Raw genomic sequence first — 23,281 nt, 5'->3', positions numbered from 1 at the left:
TGACTCTCGTCCCCGCGCTCTACGCCGCCTTCGACGATGGTTCGCTGCGGCTGCACTTCCAACCGGAGGTCGACCTGCGCAACGGGTCGGTGCCGGGGATGGAGGCCCATCCGCGGTGGCTGCACCCGGAACGCGGGGTGCTGGGTCCGGCGGATTTCATGCCGATCGCAGCGGCCGCGGGCCTCGTCCATCAGGTGGACCAGTGGGTGCTGCGGATGGCCGTGACCGAGGCGCGCACCTGGCATCGGATGGCGGTCGGGACGCCGATCCGCCCGCCCCGGTTGTGGGTGAACATCGATGGCCGCCAGCTTGCCAGCCTCGCCTTCGCGGCCGAGGTCGACCGGCTCGTCTCGGGCCGGGTGCTGCCGGCCGGGGCGATCGGCCTTGAGTTCAGCGAGCAGACCCTCGGACTCGCCGCGCCGATGGTGCCCCGGTTGCTGACCCGGCTGCGTGCCCTCGGGGTGGCGATCGCCGTCGGGTCCTTCGGCACGTGGCTGGGCTCGTTGGCCGTGCTCGACCAGCTGCCGTTGAACCTCGTCAAGATCGACGGTCTGTTCCTGCGGGCGACGATGAAGGACCTCGAGGGTGAGGCCGTGCTCGCGGCCATCGTCCGGCTTGCCCACCAACGCGGCCTGCCCGTCGTTGCCGACGATGTCGACACCGCGCGCCTGGCGTCCCGGGTGGTGGATCTCGACTGTGATCGCGCCATCGGATCGGTGTTCTGTCCGCCGGTGCCGGTGGAGGACGCTCGGATGATCGCTCTCGGGCGCGGCCGGCCCGACCGTTGGTACAAGCCGTCGCATTCCGACGACCGGATGCGGGAGTGGGCGCGGGCCGCAGCCGGCTGACGCCGCCGCGGGAGCCCGGTCGTCAGGTGCCGAGCGGCATCCCCCGTACGATCGGCGACGTGCGGGACGAGCTGGGACTGCGATTCGTCAAGGGCCACGGGACGGGCAACGACTTCGTCCTGCTGCCGGATCCCGACGGGGACCTCGACCTCACCGCGGACCTGGTGCGCGCGCTGTGCGACCGACGGGCCGGCATCGGGGGCGATGGGGTGCTGCGGGTGGTGCTCTGCGCCGCGGTTCCCGAGGCGGCCGGTCTGGCCGGCCGGGCGCGCTGGTTCATGGACTACCGCAATGCTGATGGTTCGGTTGCCGAGATGTGCGGTAACGGTGCCCGGGTGTTCGCCCGCTACCTCGTCGACGCCGGATACGCCCAGCCCGGACGGTTCCACGTCGCGACCCGCGCCGGGCTGCGGCTCGTCGAGGCCGCGGTGGACGGTGACGTCACGGTCGACATGGGACCGCCGCGGATCATCGACGGACCCGGGGCCCCGGTCACCGTCGCCGATCGTGACTTCACCGCGACCGCGGTCTCGATGGGTAATCCGCACGCGGTCTGCTTCGCCGGCGACCTGGACGTCGCCGGGCTGCGTCGGCTCGACCTGACCCGACCACCATCGTTCTCCCCGGTTGACTTCCCGGACGGGGTGAATGTGGAGATCGTCGTTGACCGGCCGGGTGGGGTGGCGATGCGGGTGTTCGAACGTGGGGTCGGGGAGACCGCGTCCTGCGGCACCGGTGCCTGCGCGGTCGCGGTGGCCTGGGCGGCCCGGCGAGGTGCTCGGCCGGCGGGTGCGCCGGTCGAGGTCGAGGTGGATGTGCCCGGCGGCGGCCTGGTCGTGATCTGGCAGCCGGAGACCGTGCTGTTGCGAGGGCCCGCCGAGCTGGTCTTCGACGGCGTGCTGCGCCATGCGGAGGCCCATGACCCGGTCGGGTGAGGTGTCCGTTTCCTGCAAGACCCGGTCCGCCTGCCTGCCCTACGGTGCCCTCATGCCACCATCGTTCACCCTGACCGGTGTGATCGTCGCTGATATGGCCCGGTCCCTGGCGTTCTACCGCCGGCTCGGCCTCGATCTGCCCGCCGGGGCCGACGCCCAGCCGCACGTCGAGGTGCAGCTGCCCGGCGGTCCACGCCTCGCGTTCGACAGCGAGGCGACCATCCGATCCTTTGATCCGCGCTGGTCGGCGGGTACCGGCTCGCCGCGGGTCGGGCTGGCCTTCGCCTGCGACACGCCGGACGAGGTCGATGAGGTCTACGCCGACCTCGTCGGCGCCGGTCACACCGGCCACCTTCCGCCCTGGGACGCCTTCTGGGGCCAGCGGTACGCGGTCGTGCTCGATCCAGACGGCAACCACGTCGACCTCTACGCCCCACTGCCCGTAGCGGCCGCGACATCCGATACCGAGACGTCCAGCTCGTCCTGAACGTTGACATTTCGGATGAGGTGAGTCGGCGGAACTCCGGCGAGCGCGCGTACCTCCCGGGCGAGGTGCGCCTGGTCGGCGTAGCCGGCCTCGGCCGCCACGACCGCGAACGGGATGCCGGCCCGCGCCGCGTGCAGGGCGTCCTGCATCCGGAGGATCCTGGCGAGCGTCTTCGGGCCATATCCGAAGACGCGCCGGCAGCGACGCAGCAGCTGGCGTTCGCTCAGCCCGACTGTGCGCGCGAGGTCGTCCACAGGCGCCCGGGCGCGGGCACCCGCCAGAACGGCGGGAACCAACCGGTCCACGAGCGCCGGGTGAACGGGCCGGGCGGCGATCGACGACTCGAATGCGACCAGGGGATCAGCGGCCATGGCGAGCCGCTCGGCGAGTCGCTGCGCCGGTCCGTCGCCCCACAGGTCGGCGAGCGGGACGCGTTGGTCGCGCAGTTCGTCCGCGGCCACTCCGAGGTGGGATGGTCCAGAGCCCGAGTCGAAGCGGAGCCCGACGTGCCGCACGCCTGGTGCCCAGCGCACCAGCTTCGCCGCCGTGTCCGGCCCCGCGACGATCAGATTGGCGTCGGAACTCCAGATGATGTCCATGCATCCGTCCGGCAACACTCGCCGACTGCCCACCACACCTGTGCGCTCGGTGCGCCCTGTGCGGTCCGAGGGCCCGGTGCGGTCCGGATGCCGGTCCGCCGTCGTCCGCGTGGTGCCCGGGGGGTGTCCAGGGGGAGTCGGGCGGCCCGAGCTGTCCCAGATCGTCGCGGCGAGGCGGTGGGCCCGTCTTTCGTGGTACTCGTGGTACACGTCGCAGAGGCTACGTCGGCGGGGCGGCAAAACGGTTCGCGATCGACGTGGTGACGTGGGACCCTGGTTGGCGACGGGATTCGCCGGGAAACGAGGGGGAGGCGCGCCACGAGTGCGGCAGGGTCTTCCGGTCCGGCGGATCCTCCTCGGGCCACCGGGTCGTGGGGCCCGGCCGGAGCAGGCGGCACGGAATGATCGCGGAATGGTGCGGTAGCGGGCCGCGTTGAGAACGGATGGTATGACACTTCCTGCTGACGCCTTCGATGCGTCCACTCTCGACAGATCCCTCATCAAGCTGACCGATACCGATTCGTCTTACCTGTCGAACTTTTTCGACGATTCTGGGGACGGTTTCGACCTGGAGGATCGCGCCGCGTTGCGGCGGGTTCCCGGTCTCGCCACCGAGCTCGACGACGTTACCGAGGTCGAGTACCGGCAGCTGCGGCTGGAGCGTGTCGTCCTCATCGGCGTATGGACGTCGGGTTCCCCGCGGTCGGCCGAGAGCTCCATGGCGGAGCTCGCGGCGCTCGCCACGACCGCCGGTTCGGTGGTGCTCGACGCGCTCGTGCAGCGTCGCGACCGGCCGGATGCCGCGACTTACGTCGGTTCGGGCAAGGCCCGCGAGCTCGCCGAGGTCGTCGCGGCGACCGGCGCGGACACGGTGGTCTGCGATGGCGAGCTCACCCCGGGTCAGCTGCGGCAGCTGGAGGAGGTCGTCAAAGTAAAGGTCATCGACCGGACGGCCCTCATCCTGGACATCTTCGCCCAGCACGCGACCTCTCGCGAGGGCAAGGCCCAGGTCGAGCTCGCGCAGTTGCAGTACATGCTGCCCCGGCTGCGTGGGTGGGGTGAGTCGATGTCGCGGGCCGCGGCCAGTGGCGGCGGCCGGGCGCCCATCGGTACCCGCGGTCCCGGTGAGACGAAGATCGAGACCGATCGTCGGCGGCTGCGGGCCAGGATGGCGCGGTTGCGCCGCGAGCTCGCCGCGATGACGACCGTGCGGGAGACCAAGCGTTCCGCCCGGCGGCGGGGCGAGGTCCCCAGCGTGGCGATCGCCGGTTACACCAACGCCGGTAAGTCGTCGCTGCTCAACCGGCTGACCGGCGCGGGTGTCCTGGTCGAGGACGCGCTGTTCGCCACCCTCGATCCGACCGTGCGGCGGGCGACCCTGCCGGACGGCCGGGCCTTCACCCTGACCGACACCGTCGGATTCGTCCGGCATCTGCCGCATCAGATCGTCGAGGCGTTCCGCTCGACGCTGGAAGAGGTCGCCGATGCCGATCTCATCCTGCACGTTGTGGACGGATCATCGCCGGATCCGGCCGCGCAGATCTCCGCCGTGCGCGAGGTTCTCAACGACATCGACGCGGGCGGCGTTCCCGAGCTGATCGTCGTCAACAAGGTGGACGCCGTGGAGCCGACGGTCGTCGCGGGGCTGCGCCAGCTCGCCCCGGACGCCGTGTTCGTCTCGGCACGTACGGGCGAGGGGCTGGCCGCGCTGGTCGACGCGCTCTGTGCCCGGGTGCCGCATCCCGACGTGGAGATGCGCGTGCTCGTGCCCTACACCCGGGGCGACTTGGTCTCCCGGGTGCACGCGAACGGCGAGGTGCTCACGATGGAGCACACCGAGACCGGTACCCGGCTGTCCGCCCGGGTTTCCTCGGGACTCGCAGCGGAGCTGCACGCCTACCGGGCCTGAGCCCAGGAGCGATCAGACGCGAGGCAACCCGGCCGGCCGCCCGACGGGCGGCCGGCCGATCCACATCAAACCCTGCGGAGCACAGCCACGATCCGGCCGAGGATGGTCGCATCCTCACCGGGGATGTCGGCGAAGGCCGAGTTCTCCGGATGTAGCCAGATCTTGCCGTCCCGAAGCCGCAGACGCTTGACCGTCGCCTCCCCGTCGATCATTGCGGCGACGATCTCCCCGTTGTCCGCGACCGGCTGCTGGCGGACGACCACCCAGTCACCGTCGCAGATCGCCGCGTTGATCATCGAGTCGCCGACGACCCGGAGCAGGAACAGAGTGCCCTCGCCGACGATCTCCCTGGGTAGCGGGAAGACGTCCTCGACCGCCTGCTCGGCCAGGATCGGGCCACCGGCGGCGATCCGGCCCAGCACCGGCACGTAGGCCGCCTCCGACTTGCTTCCTTCGGTGGTGCCCGGCGCCGCCTCACCGATGATGGGAATCGTGCCCGCCACCGTCGTCGTGCCCGCGCCCACATCCGCGCGTCGCCGGGGGTGCTCGACGGTCAGAACCTCCATCGCTCTCGGGCGGTTCGGGTCCCGCCGCAGGTAGCCCTTCTCCTCGAGCACCTTGAGCTGGTGAGCCACACTACTGGTGCTGGTGAGGCCGACCGCCTCACCGATCTCCCGCACGCTGGGCGGATACCCGCGCCGCTCCACCGCGGCCCGGATGACCTCCAGCACCTTGCGCTGCCGGGGGGTCAGGCCCGCGTCCGTGGGGCCTTCGGGAAAGGCTCGCACGTTGCCGCGGGTTCCGCCCCGGCGCGTACCCCTGCCTTGGCTAGTCATCGCTTACCGTTCTCCTCGTCGCGTTTTTCTTCCGCCGTGCGGCCACCGGCCGGCCGGCGACCGCACGGCGGACCGTCCCGCTCCGGAAGCGGTCACCCACCGACTCGCCGCCGTCCGTGACCGGGGGAAACCGCCCGGTTCACACCCGATCGACTCGACGGTAACCGGCGGGTCGCAGAATCTCAAACGTCTGTTCGAGCGTGTCCCTGGCGGTTTCCGGTTCCCGATGCGACAATCGACCACGCGTTCGATCGAACGAAGGTTCGATCTTCGGCGTTCGGTGTCGTCGGAACGGGAGGGTGCCGTGGGATCCGCACACAGGGCGCGGGTCGTCGACCTGTCGATGGCCAGAGACCGGGTGGGTCGTCGCCCGCCCGCACCCCCGCCGCTCCGGCTGACCCGGCGGGGTCGGGTGGTGGTGGTATCGATCGTCGTGGCGGTCGTCGTGGCGGTAGCAATCATGATCATGCCTGGGGTGTCGATTGCCGGGCCGGATACCGCGGAGGCGCCGCGGCACCATCTGGTCGTGCCGGGGGAGACGCTGTGGGAGGTGGCAGTGGCGCTCGACGAGAGCGCCGACACCCGGGTCATGGTGGACCGGCTGATGCGGCTGAACCACCTGCGGTCACCACTGATCGCCCCGGGCCAGTCGTTACTCCTTCCCTGACGCCCGGCTTCCCGGCTTTCCGGGTCCACGAGTGTCTCGGCGCAGGGTTCTCGCGCACCGTCGTCTTTCGTCCACGTGCGGTGCCACGTGCGATGCGGACCACACGGACCACACGGGGGTGCTGTCCTCATCTCTGGGGCCGTGCGCTACCTTGGACACAACATCTGGTGCTTACCGGGGTGTAAGTCATCCACAGGTTGTTCCACAGGTCTTCCGCGGGGAGCTGGCGGTCCATCCACAAGGTGGTCTTTCCGGCGTGGATGCCGGGTCCTCAACGGTGTCCCTCATCCCCGGTCCGGGGCGGTCGGCTCCGGCGCGGGCGAAGGAGGCGTAGCGCGTGCGGTGCCCGTTCTGCCGGCATCCGGACAGTCGCGTCGTTGACAGTCGGGAGGCCGAGGAGGGTTCGGCGATCCGCCGCAGGCGGTCCTGCCTGTCCTGCGGTCGCCGGTTCACTACGATGGAGGAGGCGTCCCTTCAGGTTCGCAAGCGCAGTGGGGCGGCCGAGCCGTTCAGCCGGGCCAAGGTCATCGCCGGTGTCCGCAAGGCCTGCCAGGGCCGGCCGGTGCGGGATGATGATCTCGCGCTTCTGGCGCAGCGGGTAGAGGACGCCGTCCGCTCGTCGGGGTCGGCGGAGGTGCCCGCGGAGGCGATCGGCCGGGCGATCCTCGGTCCGCTCCGTGAGCTCGACGAGGTGGCTTATCTCCGCTTCGCCTCGGTGTACCTGGCCTTCGAGTCGTTGACTGACTTCGAGTCCGCGATCGCCGCGTTGCGCTCCGAGGCCGCCGGACCTCCCACCACGCGGGATGGACCAGCACGACCGGTCCCGCGCGGCGCCGTCGATGCCTCGCCGGTGATCGGCACCCAGCAGGTGCATAGCAGGTAGGGCCGGGACCGCTCGACCGAAAGCGTCATACATCGCCCTGGCTCGCCGTGCCGGCCCGGTCCCGCCGGCGACGGGTGACATCCCGCGTCGCGGCCGTGCGAGGACCGCGGACCTCCCGGACGGCACGCATGCGGCCCGGCTCGACCTGGCTGGTGCCGTTCGCCGTGCGTGTGTTTGCCGTGCGCGTGCTCGTCCCCGCGGGCACCGCCGTGCGTCGAGGTCCGGCCCCGCACCGTCCCGACGTCCGCTGGCTGCGGCCTGGGGCGGGGATGCCCACAACACATTGTTGAAGGTTGGAGCTGACGAGTGAAGACGAGGAGCGTCATGACCGACAGCCGCGGCACGAAGCCGAGCAGGTCAGCGGCGAAAGCGAGTGGGTTGAAGATCCAGCGGTCACGTACCACCGCCGGCGTCCACCCGTACGACGAGGTCACCTGGGAGTCCCGGGACGTCGTCATGACCAACTGGCGGGACGGCTCGGTCAACTTCGAGCAGCGGGGAGTGGAATTCCCGCAGTTCTGGTCGGTGAACGCCTCCAACATCGTTACCAGCAAGTACTTCCGTGGGGCGCCCGGCACGCCGGGGCGGGAGTGGTCGCTGCGGCAGTTGATCGATCGGGTCGTGCACGCCTACGGCGCGGCCGGCCGCGAGCACGGCTACTTCGCCTCGGACACCGACGCCGAGATCTTCGAGCACGAACTGACCTGGATGCTGCTCCACCAGGTCTTCAGCTTCAACTCGCCGGTCTGGTTCAACGTGGGAACCCCCGCGCCGCAGCAGGTCTCGGCGTGCCAGCCCTATGACGCCCTCGTCAGCACGCCATCCGGTCTGGTTCCCATCGGCGCCTTGGTGGAGACGGACGCGGTGGGGATGAAGGTCTTCGACGCGCACGGTCTGACCCAGGTGATCGCGACCAAGTCCAACGGCGTCAAGGACGTCCTGCGGATCTGGACGAGGGCCGGTCACGCGCTCGACGTCACCGCCGATCATCTGGTGTGGCGGAGCACCTCCGCGGGTGCCGGGGCCTTCGTCCCCGCCGGCGCGCTGCGGGCCGGGGACACCCTCGAGTGGCATCGCACCATCGCCCCGGGCGAGGGTGAGATCACTTCACGGGAGATCGCCGAGGCGGCGCTCGCGGGCCGGCTGCAGGCGGACGGTTTTGTTGGTCGGTACGCCGGTACGAACGCCTCGCTGACCATCGAGGCGATGACTGTGCCGACCCGGCTGTATGATGCTCCGCTACCCGTTGTCGCGGCTTATCTGCGCAGCCTGTTCCAGGCCGATGGCTACGTGTCCCGCCGGGAGCGCTCGACGCTGATCGGGCTGGACATGATTAGCGAGGGCCTCATTCGCGGGGTGCAGGGTTTGCTCGCCCGGTTCGGCATCTTCGCGCGGGTACGCCGCGAGGCGGATCCGCGACCCGACCGCCACGACCTCTGGAGCCTGGGCATTCAGAACGCCGGTGACCGGCGGACGTTCGCGGACGAGATCGGCTTCCTCGATCCGGTGAAGGCCGCGAAGCTGGAGACGTCGTTCGATCAGCCCGGCCAGGCCGCGAAGCCGGTGAAGCGGTTGCAGATCGAGCGCATTGAGCCGCGCGGGCCGATGCCGGTCTACGACATCCAGACCGACAGCGGCGAGTACCTCTCCGCCGGCCTCCGTGTGCACAACTGCTTCATCCTCTCCGTGGACGACACCATGGAGTCGATCCTGAACTGGTACCGGGAAGAGGGGCTGATCTTCAAGGGGGGTTCCGGGGCCGGGCTCAACCTGTCCCGCATCCGGTCCTCGAAGGAGCTGCTGTCCTCCGGGGGCACCGCCTCCGGGCCGGTGAGCTTCATGCGCGGCGCCGACGCCTCGGCGGGTACGATCAAGTCTGGTGGCGCGACCCGGCGGGCGGCGAAGATGGTCGTGCTCGACGTCGATCATCCCGACATCGTCGAGTTCGTGGAGACGAAGGCCCGGGAAGAAGCCAAGATCCGGGCGTTGCGGGACGCCGGCTTCGACATGGACCTCGGCGGGCGTGACATCGCCTCCGTGCAATACCAGAACGCCAACAACTCCGTCCGGGTGACCGACGAGTTCATGCGGGCGGTCGTCGACGGCGGCGGCTTCGACCTGCGGGCCCGCCTCGACGGCCGCGTCCTGGAGACGGTGGACGCCCGCGGGCTGTTCCACACGATCGCCGAGGCCGCGTGGGCCTGCGCCGATCCCGGCATCCAGTACGACGGAACGATCAACGACTGGCACACCTGCCCCGAGAGCGGCCGGATCAGCGCCTCCAACCCGTGCAGCGAGTACGTGCACCTGGACAACTCCAGCTGCAACCTGGCCTCGCTGAACCTGCTGAAGTTCCTGCGCCCGGACCGCAGCTTCGACGCCGAGGCGTTCGTCGCGGCGGTCGAGTTGATCATTACCGCGATGGACATCTCGATCTGCTTCGCCGACTTCCCGACACCGGAGATCACCAGGGTCAGCCGGGCCTACCGGCAGCTCGGCATCGGCTACGCCAACCTCGGTGCCCTGCTGATGGCCAGCGCCCGGGCCTACGACTCGGACGGCGGCCGGGCGCTGGCCGCATCGATCACCTCGCTGATGACGGCCACCGCCTACCGGCGCTCCGCCGAACTCGCCGGGATCGTCGGCGCCTACGACGGCTTCGCCCGCAACGCGGACGCGCACCGGCGGGTGATGCGCAAGCATGCCGCCGCGAACGACGCGGTGCGCAGCGTGCACGCCGAGGACTCCCGGATCCTCGCCGCCGCGTCCCGGGAATGGGCCCGGGCGCAGACCGTCGGCGAGAAGCACGGATGGCGCAACGCGCAGGCCAGCCTGCTCCCCCCGACGGGCACGATCGGTCTGGCGATGGACTGCGACACCACCGGCATCGAGCCGGACCTCGCCCTGGTGAAGATGAAGAAGCTGGTCGGCGGCGCCAGCATGAGGATTGTGAACCAGACGGTCCCGGCGGCCCTGCAGGCGCTCGGCTACCCCGAGGAGACCATCGAGGCGACCGTCGAGTACATCGCCGAGCACGGGCACGTCATCGACGCTCCCGGCCTGCGTCCGGAGCACTACGAGGTGTTCGACTGCGCCATCGGGGAGCGCGCGATCTCCCCGATGGGCCATGTCCGCATGATGGCCGCGGTACAGCCGTTCCTCTCCGGCGCGATCTCGAAGACGGTGAACATGCCGTCGACCGCCACGGTCGCCGAGGTCGAGCAGATCTACCTGGAGGGGTGGCGGCTGGGTCTGAAGGCCCTCGCCATCTACCGGGACAACTGCAAGGTCGGCCAGCCGCTGACCGACGTCAAGGGGGCGAAGCAGGCCGCCGAGCTGGCCGCCACCCGGACCGGTACGGGAGTCGGGGCCGGCACGGGAGTCGGGGCCGGCACGGGAGACGCGGTCGGGACCGCCGGCTCCGTCGGACCTGCCCCGGTGGAGGTCGAGTACCGGCCGGTGCGCCGCCGGCTGCCGAAGACCCGCCCGTCGCGGACGGTGTCCTTCTCCGTCGGTGGGGCCGAGGGTTATCTGACCGCCGGTTCCTACCCGGACGACGGTCTCGGTGAGGTCTTCATCAAGATGTCGAAGCAGGGGTCCACCCTGGCGGGCGTGATGGACGCGTTCGCGATCGCCATCTCGATCGGCCTGCAGTACGGCGTGCCGCTGGAGGCGTACGTCAGCAAGTTCATCAACATGCGGTTCGAGCCGGCTGGGATGACCGATGACCCGGACGTGCGGATCGCCCAGTCGATCATGGATTATCTGTTCCGTCGCCTCGCGCTCGACTATCTCGACGCCGATCAGCGGGCCGAACTCGGCATCTCGACCGCGGCCGACCGGGCCCGTCGGGTCGCGGGTCAGTACGGTCCAGCGCCGGCGGTGGAGGCCGCGCGATCGGCGCAGCCCGCCGGGATCGACGGCCCGGCCGGATCCCAGGGGGCCGCGGTGACCGGATCCTCGGCTTCCGTCGCCGATCGGGGTGACCCGGGCGTCCCGCCCGGTCCGGCGGTAGGGAACGGCCCGGCGTACGTGGCACGGGAGTTGCGGCTGGCACCGCCCGGCGAGTCGCTCGTCGCGCAGACCGTGGTCGATGCTCCGCTCTGCTTCACCTGCGGGGTGACCATGCGGCCAGCTGGTAGCTGCTACGTCTGTGAGCAGTGCGGTTCGACCAGCGGCTGCAGCTAGGCGTCGCGGCGGCCGGTCCGACCGGGTGCCCGATGCGCATCGGGCACCCGGTCGGACCGGCCGCCTGCTCCGCATCGGGTCCCTGCTCCGAGACAGTGCTCGGCGGTGTGGCTCAGTGCTCGGCGGCGAGGAGGTCGACCAGGAGCGCCGCGGTCCAGGAGAACCGGTTGCTGCCCGCGCCGGAACCGTCGAGGGGTGAGTAGTACTCGAACATCGCCCCGGACGATGCGATCATGTCGATCGTGTTCTGGCGCAGGTTCTCCGCGGCGTCGAGCCGACCGTAACGCTCCAGCCCGTCGGCAATCAGCCAGTTCATGTTGACCCAGACGGGACCCTGCCAGTAACACCGGGGAAGGAAGCCCGGGTCGTCGAGCGGCACGCTCGCGATGCCGAACCGGGACCAGTAGCGCGGTGAGGTGAGCGTCTTGACCATCTCGTCGACCCGGTCCTCGGGCACGACCCCGGCATAGAGCGGCAGGAACCCCGAGATCGTCTCGTGGCGCAGCAGCGTTCCCGTCCGGAAGTCGCGGCTGTAGTAGGTGCCGTCGGCGTGGAGCCGCTCGATCGCCTCGCGCGTCCTGTGCATGGACCGCCACAGCCAGGCGGGGATGGTCTGGCCGATCTCGGCGGCGATGGCGGTGAGGTGCTCGTTGGCCCGGATGAGGATCGCGTTGAAGGCGACGTCCTGGACGAGGGGGACGATGCTCCGACGGATCTCGCGGAAGTTGTAGTGCGCCCGCCGCAGCTCACGCACGATCCGGTAGAGCGTGAACAGGTCTCCCGAGGTGAGCCGCTCGTCGGGGGGGACCTCCTTGGCATCGCGCCGCAGCGCGTCGCCGCCGTTGATCCGGCGCAGTGCCCGCACTCCCAGCGGAGCCGCCGGCCTGGTGATCTCCATCCAGGCCGGCGTGTTGTCCATCCCCGACTCCCAGGAGTGGACCAGGGTGACGAGACCGTCGTCGTCGGGGTCGCGTTCGAGGTAGAGCCACGTGTGGAAGCGCAGCAGGCCGGGGAACAACGCGCGGTAGAAGGCGTCGCGGGCGGATGGCGTCATCATGGCGGCGATCCGGACGGCGGCTTCGGCGATCATCGGCGGCTGGGTGACCCCCGTGCTCTGCACTCCGCCGGCGGTCGTGGTCACCTGGTCGCAGCGCCAGCGCTGCGGACCGGCGTGGTAGAAGTCCGAGGTCTCCGCGAAGATCACGTGGGGGATCATGCCGTTCGGCCACTGGCCTCGCAGCAGCGAGAGGACCTCCTTGGCGGCCCGTCCCGGGTCGAGACGGCGCAGTCCGATCGCGATGAAGCAGCTGTCCCAGAGCCACTGGTGCGGGTAGAGCGTCGGGGAGGGCCGGGTGATGTCGCCGAGGTCGTTGTCTCGTAGCACGTCGATCGCGGTTTCCCGTAGTGCCGCCAGGTCTGCGGGAAGGCTGGGGACGGACATCGTGTGAGAGTAGCGGTTACACGCTGTGCACAGAGGCAGGGTCCGTCGGGTGTGGCCCGCCTAACGGAATCGCCGTTCTCGAGCGCCTCGGCGTCGGGGTGGCGTCGGGGTGGTGTCGGCGGCGGCGCCCGCGTCGGCCCGCCGGTCGTTCCGTCCCGGTGGAGAGCCCGGGTCCGGGCCGGGTCGCGGGTGTCGGCTTGCCGACTACCGTTACGGGTTAGCACCGACCGGTGATCGTCAGAAAATATGGCACGGATGATGGAACGCAAAAAACTTCTACAGTAAGTAGTGGATCTGTTGCTTACAGTTGACGCTGGCCTGATCCGCAGGGTGCTCGGCCACCAGAGAAGCTCAGGAGAGTCCGCGGTTCGCGCCACAGGGTGGAATCTGCCAGGTAGTCTTCGCGGCAGCGAGTGCAGCGTCTCGAGGGCTAGGGTCTACACTGCTTGGTAGGCCCGGCGATCGCTGATGTCCGGGTGTGCCTGCACGGGGAATGGTTCCGCGTCTTCGTTCGTTACCTCCCACGTGCACAGAACGAGACGACCCACCCGCACCGACCATCGGATTTGCCACTGATGACGCTGCCTGCTCTGGAACTTGCCGAGCGCACCGACGACAACCGCCCGCGTAGCCCGCGGCGTGCTCGTCGGGCCGCTCCTCCTGTCCGCACCGCTCCCAGCCGTTCGCTGGCCGCTGTTCCCGACGATACCGACGAGCTCGATGTGAGCGCGGTGGCCGAGGTCATCGCCCGTGGTCGCGAGGCCGGCGAGATCAGCCGCTCCGAGTTGCGTGACGCGCTCGAGTCCGCGGACATCGGTATTGAACTGTTGCCCGCTCTCATCGCGCGCCTCAACGCCGTTGGCATCGAACTCCTTGACGAGGAGGATGCGAGCGACGACGCCACCGCCGCCAGCCGGTCCACCGCCGAACACGCGGGTACCGCCGACCTCGTGCGCATGTACCTGCGCGAGATCGGCAAGGTGCCGCTGCTCAACGCCGCCCAGGAGGTCGAACTCTCCAAGCGGGTCGAGGCGGGCCTGTTCGCTGAGTACAAGCTCGAGAGCGTCCCCGACCTGCCCGCCGATCTTCGTCGTGATCTCGGTCTGCTGGTCAAGGACGGCCATGCCGCCAAGCAGCAGCTCGTCTCGGCGAACCTGCGGCTGGTGGTCTCCGTCGCCAAGAAGTACAGCGGTCGCGGGATGACCCTGTTGGACCTGGTCCAGGAGGGCAACCTCGGTCTTATCCGCGCGGTGGAGAAGTTCGACTACGCCAAGGGCTACAAGTTCTCGACCTATGCGACCTGGTGGATCCGCCAGGCCATCGGCCGGGCGCTCGCCGATCAGGCGCGGACGATCCGCATCCCGGTCCACGTGGTCGAGCAGATTAACAAGATCACCCGGTTGCAGCGCCAGCTCGTCTCCACGCTCGGCCGTGAGCCGACCGACGAGGAGCTCGCCCTCGAGCTGGACATGCCGATCGAGCAGGTGGTGGAGCTGCGCCGGTATGCGCAGGACACCGTCAGCCTGGAGACCTCGGTCGGTGACGATGGTGACTCCGTGCTCGGTGACTTCATCGAGGACTCCGACGCGACCTCCCCGGCGGACGCCGCCTCCTACGGCGCCATGCAGGACGAGATCGAGAACGTCCTCGGTGGCCTGAGCCCGCGGGAGCGCGAGGTGATGCGGCTGCGCTTCGGTCTCGCCGACGGCAAGCAGCACACCCTCGCCGAGGTGGGCAACCGGCTCGGCCTGACCCGTGAGCGCATCCGTCAGATCGAGCGGGATACGCTTCGGGAGTTGCGCAAGCCCGCCGTCGCCGGTCGGCTGCGCGAGTTCCTCGACTGATCGATCGGGCGAGCGCACCTGCGGTCGAGTCCGCGGGGGCACGTCCACGGGTGCACGGTGCGGCACGGGTGGAAGACAAGAGTACCGCGATCATGGCGGTCACGTCATGATCGCGGGATCGATGAAAGTCGGATCTTCGTTTTTGCCGGGTGAAGATCCGACTTTGCTGTATCAAGCTCCGGGTTCGGCCTCTCCGTCGGATCCGGTGCCGGGTTCCAGCGCGGTTCCCGTCATCGGCTCCGACGCCGACCGCCGCGACCGGGCCGAGGCGGCGGCGAAGGGCAGCAGGGCATCGGGGTTGGCGACCGAGTCGAGGCTCACGGCCTTGTCCAGGGCAGTCCCGGCGAGCAGGCGCTTCACCGGTACCTCAAGCTTCTTGCCGGTGTGGGTCCGAGGGACCTCGGTGATCTCGATGATCTGGTCGGGAACGTGGCGTGGGCTGAGTTCGGCGCGCAGAACCTCGCGCAGCCGGGCGGCCACCGCCTTGGTCAGGCCGGGCTCGGTGAGGACGACGAAAAGGAGCAGCTCGCCGTGCCCGCGCTCGTCCGCGGTGTCGACCGCGAGGCTGTCGGCGATCCCGGGGACCCGCTCGACCACGCTGTAGAGCTCGCTGGTACCGATCCGGACGCCGCCGCGGTTCAACGTCGCGTCCGAACGTCCCTGGATGACGACGGCGCCGGTAGGTGTGATCCTCGCCCAGTCCCCGTGGCGCCAGACGCCAGGGTAGACGGAGAAGTAGCTCTCCCGCAGCCGGCCGCCGTCCGGGTCGGCCCAGAAGCACAGCGGCATGGACGGCATCGGCGCGGTCACGACAAGCTCACCGACCTCGTCGACGACCTCCTCGCCGGCCTCGTCGAAGACGCGCACCGCGCAGCCCAGCGCGCGCGATTCGATCTCCCCGGCCCGCACCGGCATCGTCGGCAGGCCCGCCACCAGCGCCGTGCAGACGTCGGTGCCACCGCTGATCGACGACAGCATCACGGTCGGGCCCACCGCTTCGTACACCCAGGCATAGCCGGCTGCGGATAGTGGCGATCCGGTCGATCCGACGGTGCGCAGCCTGGACAGGTCGGCGAACTCGCGCGGGACCAGCCCGGCGTCCTCGCAGGCCTGCAGGTAGCCCACGGACGTGCCCAGGCACGTGAGCTCCAGGGCCTCCGCCAGACCGAACAGGGTGCCGAGCGCCGGATAGCCGGGCGCTCCGTCGTAGAGCACGACGGTCGCGCCGACGAGCAGACCGGAGACCAGATAGTTCCACATCATCCAGCCGGTCGTGGTGAACCAGCAGAACCGGTCGTCCGGACCGAGATCGAGGTGCAACGCCAGCGACTTCAGGTGCTCCAGCAGGATGCCGCCGTGGCCGTGCACGATCGCCTTGGGGGGGCCGGTCGTGCCGGACGAGTAGAGGATCCACAGCGGCGCGTCGAAGGCGACCCGGGTGAACTCGGGCTCGGAGGTCTCCGAAGCCATCAGCTCGTCCCAGGTGAGCAGCCCCGGCAGCCCCGCGGCCCGGGCCCGGGAGAGCGCGTCCGGCCACAGGTACGGCACGATCACGCTTGCCCCGAGCCCCGGCAGGTCGCCCGCAAGCGCGGCGAGGGTGCCGAGGGCGTCGTAGCTCTTCCCGCCGTAGCTGTAGCCGTCAACGCCGATCAGGACCTTCGGGTCGATCTGGCCGAACCGCGCGCGCAGGGCCGTCGGGCCGAGTTCCGGCGAGCACGACGACCACACCGCGCCGATGCTGGCGGTGGCCAACATCCCCACCATCGCGTAGACGGTGTTCGGCAGCACGGCGCAGACCCGGTCACCCTCGGCGACACCCAGGCTCCGCAGTCCCGCCGCCGCCTTCGCCACCTGCCGGCGCAGCTCGTCCCAGGACACCACGGCCGTGGCACCGTCCTCGCGCACGGCGATGACGGCCGGGGCCGGCCCGCGCCGGGTGAGTGCGTTCTCCGCGTAGTTCACCCGGGCACCGGGAAACCAGACCGCGCCGGGCATCGCCGCGTCGGCGAGCGCCGGACCGGTGCCGCGGTCCCCCTCGACCGCGCAGAAATCCCAGATCGACTCCCAGAACGTGTTCAGGTCGGTGACAGACCACTCCCACAGGCGCGTGTCGTCGGCGAGCTCAACCCCCCGCTCGGCGGCGAGCCAGGCGCGGTAGTTGGTCACCGCGGCCTGGCTGATCCGACGGGGAGGCGGTTCCCACAGTGGCGTGCCGGCAGCCACCGACCCACCATCACGGCCGGCCGGCTGCCGCCCGTCTTCCATCGCCGCATGGTCCGGTGTCACTCGGTCTGCTGCCACGGGCACTGACCCTAGGCCATTCCGGGCAGATCTACGTGCCTCATCGATGGCCCCGGGTTTTCGTCATCGACACCACCGCTACCTCTGGGAGCGTGATCGGGCTACGGTCGACAGATGGGTGTCCCGGGCGATTCCGAGCTGCGGACCGACGGCCGTCCGCCGGTCGAGCCGCAGGCCGAGCCGACGGTCGTGGCCTGGGATCCGGTCATGGCCGGCTACGACTTCGGGCCGGCGCATCCGCTGCATCCCGTGCGGCTCGAGCTCACCATGGACCTCGCCATGAGTCTCGGTGTTCTCGACGCGCCGGGCATCCGGATCTCCAGGCCGACCCTCGCCTCCGACGACCTCATCGGCCTGATCCACGATCCGGTCTACCTGAGCGCGGTCCGCGCCGCGCCCGACCCGGCGCAGGCCAGGTTCGCGGCCCTGTTCGGCCTGGGCACGGCCGACAACCCGATCTTCGAACAGATGCACGAGGCCGCCGCACTCATCGCCGGTGGCACGATCGAGGCGGCACGGGCGGTGTGGAGCGGGCCGCCGCGGCACGCCGTGTCGATCGCCGGCGGGCTGCATCACGCGATGCCGGGAATGGCGAGCGGATTCTGCATCTACAACGACCCGGCGATCGCGATCGCCTGGTTGCTCTCCGCCGGAGCCACCAGAGTGGCGTACGTCGACGTGGACGTGCATCACGGCGACGGCGTGCAGACGGCGTTCTACGACGATCCGCGGGTGCTCACCATCTCCCTGCACCAGACGGGGAGCACCCTCTTCCCGGGCACCGGATTCCCGACCGAGGTGGGTGCTCCCGCCGCGGAGGGCACCGCGGTGAACGTGGCGTTGCCCCCCGCCACCGGCGATGCCGGCTGGCTGCGCGCCTTCTCCGGGGTGGTGCCGGTGCTCCTGCGGTCCTTCCGGCCGCAGGTGCTGGTGACCCAGCACGGCTGCGACACGCACGCCTTCGACCCGCTGGCCGATCTGGCGCTGTCGGTGGACGGCCAACGGGCCTCCTACGACCTGCTGCACGCGCTGGCCCACGAGGTCTGCGACGGACGCTGGCTGGCCTGCGGCGGTGGCGGGTACGCGCTGGACACGGTCGTGCCGCGGGCCTGGACGCAGCTGCTGGCGATCGCCGGCCACGTGCCCCTGGATGCCGGCCGCGCTCTGCCGGAGGACTGGCGCTCCGCGGCGCCGGGACGGGTGCGGGCGGCGACCGGGCAGAAGCCCGTCGGAGCCGCCGCCATGCCCCGGACGCTCGGGGACGGGGTGAGTGTCCGGTATCGTCCCTGGGACGCGGGAGAGGGAGACCCCGACGATCCGTTGGACCGGACGGTGGCGGCGACCCGGCGTCAGGTGCTGCCGTTGCACGGCCTCGACCCCACCGTCGACCGCTGAGCACTGCGTGCGAGCTGAGCACTGCGTGAGAACCGGGTGAGCGCCGCGTGAGCACCGAGCCTCCGGTCGTCTATCCGGCCGAGTGGGAGGCCGACGTCATCCTCAGCGACGGCGGCACCGCCCACATCCGCCCGATCCTGCCGACGGACGGCCCGCTGTTGCGGACCTTCTGGACCCGGCTGTCGACCCAGTCGATCTACTTCCGGTTCTTCGCCGTGCGCCGTGCCCTGAGCGACGCCGACATCCACCGGATGACGACGGTGGACCAGCGGCTGCGCGGCGCCATCGTCGCGATGATCGGCGACGACCTGGTCGCGGTCTCCCACTGGGAGAGCACCGCCGCACGGCCGACCGAGGCGGAGGTCGCCTTCCTGGTGGAGGACGCCCAGCAGGGACGAGGACTGGGTTCGGTGCTGCTGGAGCATCTTGCCGCCGCGGCCTGGGACCGTGGGATCCGCCGCTTCGACGCCGACGTGCTCGGGGAGAACCAGCAGATGATCCGGGTCTTCCTCGATGCCGGTTACACGGTCTCGAGGACCTGGGACTCGGGCGCGGTCCGGCTGTCCTTCGAGATCACCCCCACCCAGAGGTCGGTCGGGGTGATGCGGGCCCGGGAGCACCATGCCGAGGCCGCCTCGATCGGTCGGCTGCTGCATCCGCGCGCGATCGCCGTCATCGGTGCGGGGCGGTCTGCCGCGTCCGTGGGCAACGCGGTCCTGCGTCACCTGCTCGCCGGCGGTTTCGACGGCCCCGTCTACCCGGTGAACCCGGCGGCGGCCGCGGCCGGCGGCGCGGTGGCGTCGATCCAGGCCTACGCCGGCATCGAGGACGTGCCGCGTCCGGTCGACCTGGCCGTGGTGTGCGTGCCGCCCGCGCAGGTGCCCGACGTCGTCGCCGCCTGCGGGCGGGCGGGAGTCTGGGGGCTGGTCGTCCTCACCGACCAGCGTGACGCCGCCGCGGACGCGGCCCTGGTGGCCGAGGCCCGGGCGGATGGCATGCGGGTGGTCGGCCCGGCGAGCATGGGCATCCAGAATCCGGCGGCGGGGTTGAACGCCTCGATGGTGCCCCGGATGCCCCGGGCCGGCCGCATCGGCTGCTACTCCCAGTCGGGTCCGTTCGGCGGGGCCATCCTGGCGGCGGCGGCCGCGCGCGGGGTCGGTCTGTCGGTCTTCGTCTCCGCTGGGGACCGGGCCGACGTGAGCGGCAATGACCTGCTCCAGTACTGGGAGGAGGACCCCGAGACCGACGCGGTGATCATGCATCTGGAGACCTTCGGTAACCCCCGCAAGTTCGCCCGGCTGGCCCGACGGGTGGGTCGGCGTAAACCGGTGATCGTCGTGTACTCCGGCCGTTCGGCCCTTGACGACGCGCTTCTGCGGCAGGCCGGGGTGATCGGCGTCGACCAGGTCTCCCAGGCGTTCGACGTCGCGCTGCTGCTCACCACGCAGCCGCTGCCCGCGGGCGGTCGGGTCGCCGTCGTCGGCGACTCCCGTGCCCTGGTCCGGCTGACGGCCCGCGCCGCCGACGCGGCCGGGCTCAGGGTCGAGGAGGTGCTCCTCCCGGTTGGCAGCTCCCCCGGGGACCTCACCCGGGCGTTGACCTCCGCCGCGGACCGGGCGGATGCGCTGATCGCCACGCTGGTCCGGCTGCCGCCCTCCCCGGCCGGGCCGATCGCGGTGGACGCCGTCGCGGCTGCCGCGACCATCGAGATCCCGGTTCTCGCCGTAGTGCAGGGGGTCGAGATGCCCGGCGAGCTCGCTGGCATCCCGGCCTATTCGTCGCCGGAGGCTGCCGTCGCCGCGCTGCGCCGGGTGGTGGGCTACGCCCAGTGGTGGGCGCGCCCGATCGGCACCGTGCCGACGACGACGGTGCGAGCAGACGAGGCGCGTTCGCTCGTCGCCGGACTCACCGGTCGCCTTCCGGAGGATCGGGCTGCCGCCCTGCTGGACTGCTACGGCGTCACGGTGGAGCCGGCCATCCTGGCGACGTCCCCGCGCCGGGCCGTCGAGGCGGCGGGCCAGCGCGGCTATCCGGCGGCGCTCAAGGCGCGGTCGCGGCCCTACCGGCATCGTCCGGACCTGCGCGGTCAGCGTCTCGACCTGCCTGACGCGGCAGCCGTGCGGGCGGCATGGGCGTCGCTGCGCTCCCAGCTCGGGGCGGAGGTGCCGATTGTCGTCCAGCGGATGGCCCCGGTCGGCGTGTCGGTGGTTGTCGGTTCCGAGGAGCATCCCCGGTACGGTCCCCTGGTCTCGTTCGGCCTCTCGGGCCCCGCGACCGAGCTGCTGGAGGACCGCGCACATCACATCCTTCCCCTCACCGACGTTGACGCGGCGCGCCTCGTGCGCTCGGTGCGGGCGGCGCCGCTGCTGCTGGGATACCTCGGCTCGACGCCGGTCGACATCGCCGCGCTGGAGGACCTGCTCCTCAGGATCGCCCGGCTCGCCGACGACGTGCCGGAGGTGGTTCATCTCACGTTGGATCCAGTGATCGTGTCGACCGGGCGGGTGACCGTGCTGTCCGTGGAGATCGTTGCTGGACCGCCGGCGCCCCGCGCGGACGTCGGACCCCGGCGGTTCTGGACACCGAACCGCCCGACTCCGGACGGGGCGACTATCCGGGGTGGTTCAGCACAACATGCGCACGCCGTCCACAATCGTTTCCCATGACGTCGCCGCACTCCGCGCAGCCGCCCGTCTGGCCCGCTTCCGGCGCATTCCCGATGCTCTCCCCTGATTCTGCGGGAGTTGCCGGGACGCCTGGTACCCCCGTAGAGGGGATGCCTGGGCAGGCGTCTCTCGTGCCGATGTACCGGCCGGCGAACGTCGGGCTGTCGGAGGCGCTGCCGGGGGACCTCGGGTCGGTGGATCTGGGGTCGGTGGATCTGGGGTCGGTGGACGCGGGTCCCGCGGGTACGCGCTTCTCCATGAGCCCCCCGGGATCCGCCTCCCCGTCATCGGGCGTTGTTCCGTCCGGCCAGGGGGATGTCTCCCCGGGACCGAATCCGGTCACCCGATCCCAAGGGGGGCCGTCGGCTGGCCCACACACCAACCCCGCCCCACGCGCGCATCCCGGCCCGAAGCACGCTCCCGGCCCGGAGACCGGCCCCCGTCAGGACCGGGGAGCCGACCCCGAGCTACCCGAGGGCTGGCCCATGGTCGCCCGGCCGGCCGCTTCGGCCGTGACCGCCGAGCCGGTCATGCGGGACGTCATCGACGGCACCGAGCCGCGCCGCGCGCCGGAGGCGCCAGGGATGCGCCGGTCCGATCCGGCGGGGCTGCCGGGGCGTGTCCGGTCCGCTTTCCCCCCGCCCGGACACGCCCCGGGAACCGACCCCGCGGCCACATTCGTGATGCTGGACGCGCTGTTCGCGTGGGCCCCGGTCGGTCTCGCCCTGCTCGACCGGGCCGGGCGGTTCCTGCGGGTCAACGACACACTCGCCCGGTTCGACCGCCGGCCGGTCCACGAGCACCTCGGCCGTACCGTCTCCGAGCTCCTCGGCGACACCGGCCAGGAACTCGACGCTCTGCTGGCACGGGTGCTGCGCACCGGCGAGCCGGTGGTGGACCTGGAGGTCATGGTCGCCACCGATGGTTCCGGGCCGCCGCAGACGTGGCTCGCCAGCTGGTATCCGGTGAACGACCCTCAGGTCGGGCTGGTGGGCGTGGCGTTCATCGCGATCGACGCCAGCGGGACGCGGGCGGTCGAGGGGGAGCGGGCGCGGGCCGACGCACGTTACCTCGGCCTCGTGGACGCCGCCGCGGTGGACGTGTTCCACGCCGAAGGCGACGGGGCACTCGATGCCGATCTGCCCCGCCTGCGGGCCTTCACCGGGCGGCATCCGGCGGAGCTGGCCGGGTTCGGCTGGCTCGGCGTGGTCCATCCCGACGACCGGGAGCGGGTCGGGCGCGCCTGGCACGGGGCGATCGAGCACGGTGAGACCTTCGAGGCCGAGTTCCGGATCTCCGGTGGCGGAGGCGACCGCACCGCCATACGGGTGGTCGAGGCCCGCATCGTTCCCATGCCGGCGGCCGGTCGGCCGAACAGCCGGCCCGGCGAGTGGCTCGGGGTGATCCGCGACCTCACCGAGGTACGCGCTGCCGAGGCCGACCGGGCCACGGCCGACCAGCGGGCCCGGATCGCGACGGAACGGGCCGAACAGACCGCGACGTTGGCCGTGGCGCTCGCCCGGACCCTGACCGTGGACGACGTCGTCGCCACCGTCCTCGACGTCGGGGGGCGGATGGCCGGGGCCGCCGGCCGGGGCGTCGCGCTCGTGGACGAGGCGCACGACCGGCTGCTCTTCCACGCCCCGCCGGGTCCCGCCGACGGCCTCGCCAGCTGGTCGGAGGTGGCGCTGGGGGCGGTACATCCGGTGGCGGAGGTCATGCGGGGCGGTCGTGCGCTGTTTCTCGTCGACCGCGACGAGCTGCTCGCCCGCTGGCCGGTGCCGGAGGTCGCCGACGTCGCCGCCGCGGCGGGTGAGCATGCCTGGGCGATGCTGCCGCTGGCCGTCGGGGGCGGCGCCCCCTTCGGCGTGGTGACCTTCGGGTTCCGCCAGGCGCGGGAGTTCACCGCCGCTGATCAGGCGTCCCTCATCGCGATCGCCGACGCCTGCGCGCAGGCCCTGGAACGGGCCACCGGCTACGAACAGCTCGCCGCCGACGCCGCGCGCGGTCATCGGACCCTGGCTGCGACGCGCGAGGCGCAGGCCGCCCTGGCACTCGCCGATCGACGCCTTCAGCTGCTGGGGCGAGCTACCGGGATCGTGGCCGCGGCCGTGGAGCCTCCCGCCGCCCTGCGCTCCCTGGCCGCGTTGATCGTCTCGGAGGTCGCCGACCTGTGTGTTGTCCAGCTCGTCACTGGCACACCCGCTCCCGTCCCGGCGTCCTGGAGCGCTGCCGCGGCGTCCGTCCGGGACGGGGCTGCGGCCGGGGATAAGGCCGGGGCC

15 protein-coding genes are annotated in these 23,281 nt (G+C 71.1%); 11 read left to right on the top strand and 4 right to left on the bottom strand.

The features are described 5' to 3' along the window. The 3 genes from AC08OX_RS01785 to AC08OX_RS01775 all read left to right on the top strand — a co-directional run. Window positions 1-848 (top strand): EAL domain-containing protein (locus tag AC08OX_RS01785; protein WP_476606185.1); only part of this gene is annotated, 848 nt, incomplete at its 5' end. A gap of 59 nt (window positions 849-907) precedes the next feature. Next, a complete protein-coding gene (gene dapF, locus AC08OX_RS01780) occupies window positions 908-1,783 on the top strand; it encodes a diaminopimelate epimerase (protein ID WP_476606199.1) in 876 nt (291 codons plus the stop codon). Further along, on the top strand, window positions 1,767-2,270 hold the full coding sequence (locus tag AC08OX_RS01775; protein ID WP_476606184.1) for a VOC family protein: 504 nt from the start codon (window positions 1,767-1,769) through the stop codon (window positions 2,268-2,270). The genes dapF and AC08OX_RS01775 overlap by 17 nt, the downstream gene beginning before the upstream one ends. Here AC08OX_RS01775 and AC08OX_RS01770 read toward each other — a convergent pair. Next, window positions 2,210-2,869 (bottom strand): helix-turn-helix domain-containing protein, encoded by a 660-nt coding sequence (locus AC08OX_RS01770; protein WP_476606183.1) that lies wholly within the window; start codon window positions 2,867-2,869, stop codon window positions 2,210-2,212. The genes AC08OX_RS01775 and AC08OX_RS01770 overlap by 61 nt on opposite strands. A gap of 448 nt (window positions 2,870-3,317) precedes the next feature. On the opposite strand from AC08OX_RS01770, the gene hflX reads away from it, so the two are divergent. Next, window positions 3,318-4,778 carry a GTPase HflX gene (gene hflX / locus AC08OX_RS01765; RefSeq protein ID WP_476606182.1) on the top strand — a complete coding sequence of 487 codons (1,461 nt, stop codon included), beginning with the start codon at window positions 3,318-3,320 and terminating at the stop codon, window positions 4,776-4,778. A gap of 65 nt (window positions 4,779-4,843) precedes the next feature. On the opposite strand, the gene lexA is transcribed toward hflX, so the two are convergent. After that, window positions 4,844-5,614 carry a transcriptional repressor LexA gene (gene lexA / locus AC08OX_RS01760; protein WP_476606181.1) on the bottom strand — a complete coding sequence of 257 codons (771 nt, stop codon included), beginning with the start codon at window positions 5,612-5,614 and terminating at the stop codon, window positions 4,844-4,846. A gap of 304 nt (window positions 5,615-5,918) precedes the next feature. Between lexA and AC08OX_RS01755 the strand changes: the two genes are divergently transcribed. From AC08OX_RS01755 to AC08OX_RS01745, 3 genes are all read left to right on the top strand, one after another. Next, entirely contained in the window at window positions 5,919-6,281 is a 363-nt protein-coding gene (locus AC08OX_RS01755) for a LysM peptidoglycan-binding domain-containing protein (protein WP_476606180.1), read from the top strand. 337 nt (window positions 6,282-6,618) lie between these two features. Continuing rightward, a complete protein-coding gene (gene nrdR, locus AC08OX_RS01750) occupies window positions 6,619-7,164 on the top strand; it encodes a transcriptional regulator NrdR (RefSeq protein ID WP_476606179.1) in 546 nt (181 codons plus the stop codon). Window positions 7,165-7,488: 324 nt separating this feature from the next. Continuing rightward, window positions 7,489-11,352 (top strand): vitamin B12-dependent ribonucleotide reductase, encoded by a 3,864-nt coding sequence (locus tag AC08OX_RS01745; protein ID WP_476606178.1) that lies wholly within the window; start codon window positions 7,489-7,491, stop codon window positions 11,350-11,352. 112 nt (window positions 11,353-11,464) lie between these two features. Here the strand turns inward: AC08OX_RS01745 and AC08OX_RS01740 are convergent, their stop codons facing one another. Then, window positions 11,465-12,793 (bottom strand): amylo-alpha-1,6-glucosidase, encoded by a 1,329-nt coding sequence (locus AC08OX_RS01740; RefSeq protein WP_476606177.1) that lies wholly within the window; start codon window positions 12,791-12,793, stop codon window positions 11,465-11,467. A 575-nt stretch (window positions 12,794-13,368) separates the two neighbouring features. On the opposite strand from AC08OX_RS01740, the gene AC08OX_RS01735 reads away from it, so the two are divergent. Continuing rightward, the gene (locus AC08OX_RS01735) at window positions 13,369-14,637 is read left to right on the top strand and encodes an RNA polymerase sigma factor (RefSeq protein WP_476606176.1); all 1,269 of its coding nucleotides are present in this window, start codon (window positions 13,369-13,371) and stop codon (window positions 14,635-14,637) included. 171 nt (window positions 14,638-14,808) lie between these two features. Here the strand turns inward: AC08OX_RS01735 and AC08OX_RS01730 are convergent, their stop codons facing one another. Further along, window positions 14,809-16,902: an acetoacetate--CoA ligase gene (locus AC08OX_RS01730; RefSeq protein WP_476606198.1), complete on the bottom strand. Its 2,094-nt coding sequence runs from the start codon at window positions 16,900-16,902 to the stop codon at window positions 14,809-14,811. A gap of 150 nt (window positions 16,903-17,052) precedes the next feature. Between AC08OX_RS01730 and AC08OX_RS01725 the strand changes: the two genes are divergently transcribed. The 3 genes from AC08OX_RS01725 to AC08OX_RS01715 form a co-directional block, all read left to right on the top strand. Continuing rightward, complete coding sequence (locus AC08OX_RS01725; RefSeq protein WP_476606175.1) at window positions 17,053-18,333, top strand: acetoin utilization protein AcuC; 1,281 nt, start codon at window positions 17,053-17,055, stop codon at window positions 18,331-18,333. A 47-nt stretch (window positions 18,334-18,380) separates the two neighbouring features. Beyond that, entirely contained in the window at window positions 18,381-20,999 is a 2,619-nt protein-coding gene (locus tag AC08OX_RS01720) for a bifunctional acetate--CoA ligase family protein/GNAT family N-acetyltransferase (protein WP_476606174.1), read from the top strand. Between the two features lie 485 nt (window positions 21,000-21,484). Continuing rightward, window positions 21,485-23,281: PAS domain-containing protein (locus AC08OX_RS01715; protein WP_476606173.1), on the top strand; the 1,797-nt coding region annotated here is incomplete at its 3' end.

Source organism: Frankia sp. CoBUL1 (genome assembly GCF_978021245.1).
This window is presented reverse-complemented; position numbering and strand designations above follow the sequence as displayed.

Excerpts from the sequence above, each read along its gene's own strand:
- AC08OX_RS01775 (WP_476606184.1), top strand. The coding sequence starts at position 1,767 with ATGACCCGGTCGGGTGAGGTGTCCGTTTCCTGCAAGACCCGGTCCGCC.
- AC08OX_RS01770 (WP_476606183.1), bottom strand. The coding sequence starts at position 2,869 with ATGGACATCATCTGGAGTTCCGACGCCAATCTGATCGTCGCGGGGCCG.
- hflX (WP_476606182.1), top strand. The coding sequence starts at position 3,318 with ATGACACTTCCTGCTGACGCCTTCGATGCGTCCACTCTCGACAGATCC.
- lexA (WP_476606181.1), bottom strand. The coding sequence starts at position 5,614 with ATGACTAGCCAAGGCAGGGGTACGCGCCGGGGCGGAACCCGCGGCAAC.
- AC08OX_RS01745 (WP_476606178.1), top strand. The coding sequence starts at position 7,489 with ATGACCGACAGCCGCGGCACGAAGCCGAGCAGGTCAGCGGCGAAAGCG.
- AC08OX_RS01740 (WP_476606177.1), bottom strand. The coding sequence starts at position 12,793 with ATGTCCGTCCCCAGCCTTCCCGCAGACCTGGCGGCACTACGGGAAACC.
- AC08OX_RS01735 (WP_476606176.1), top strand. The coding sequence starts at position 13,369 with ATGACGCTGCCTGCTCTGGAACTTGCCGAGCGCACCGACGACAACCGC.
- AC08OX_RS01730 (WP_476606198.1), bottom strand. The coding sequence starts at position 16,902 with ATGGAAGACGGGCGGCAGCCGGCCGGCCGTGATGGTGGGTCGGTGGCT.
- AC08OX_RS01725 (WP_476606175.1), top strand. The coding sequence starts at position 17,053 with ATGGGTGTCCCGGGCGATTCCGAGCTGCGGACCGACGGCCGTCCGCCG.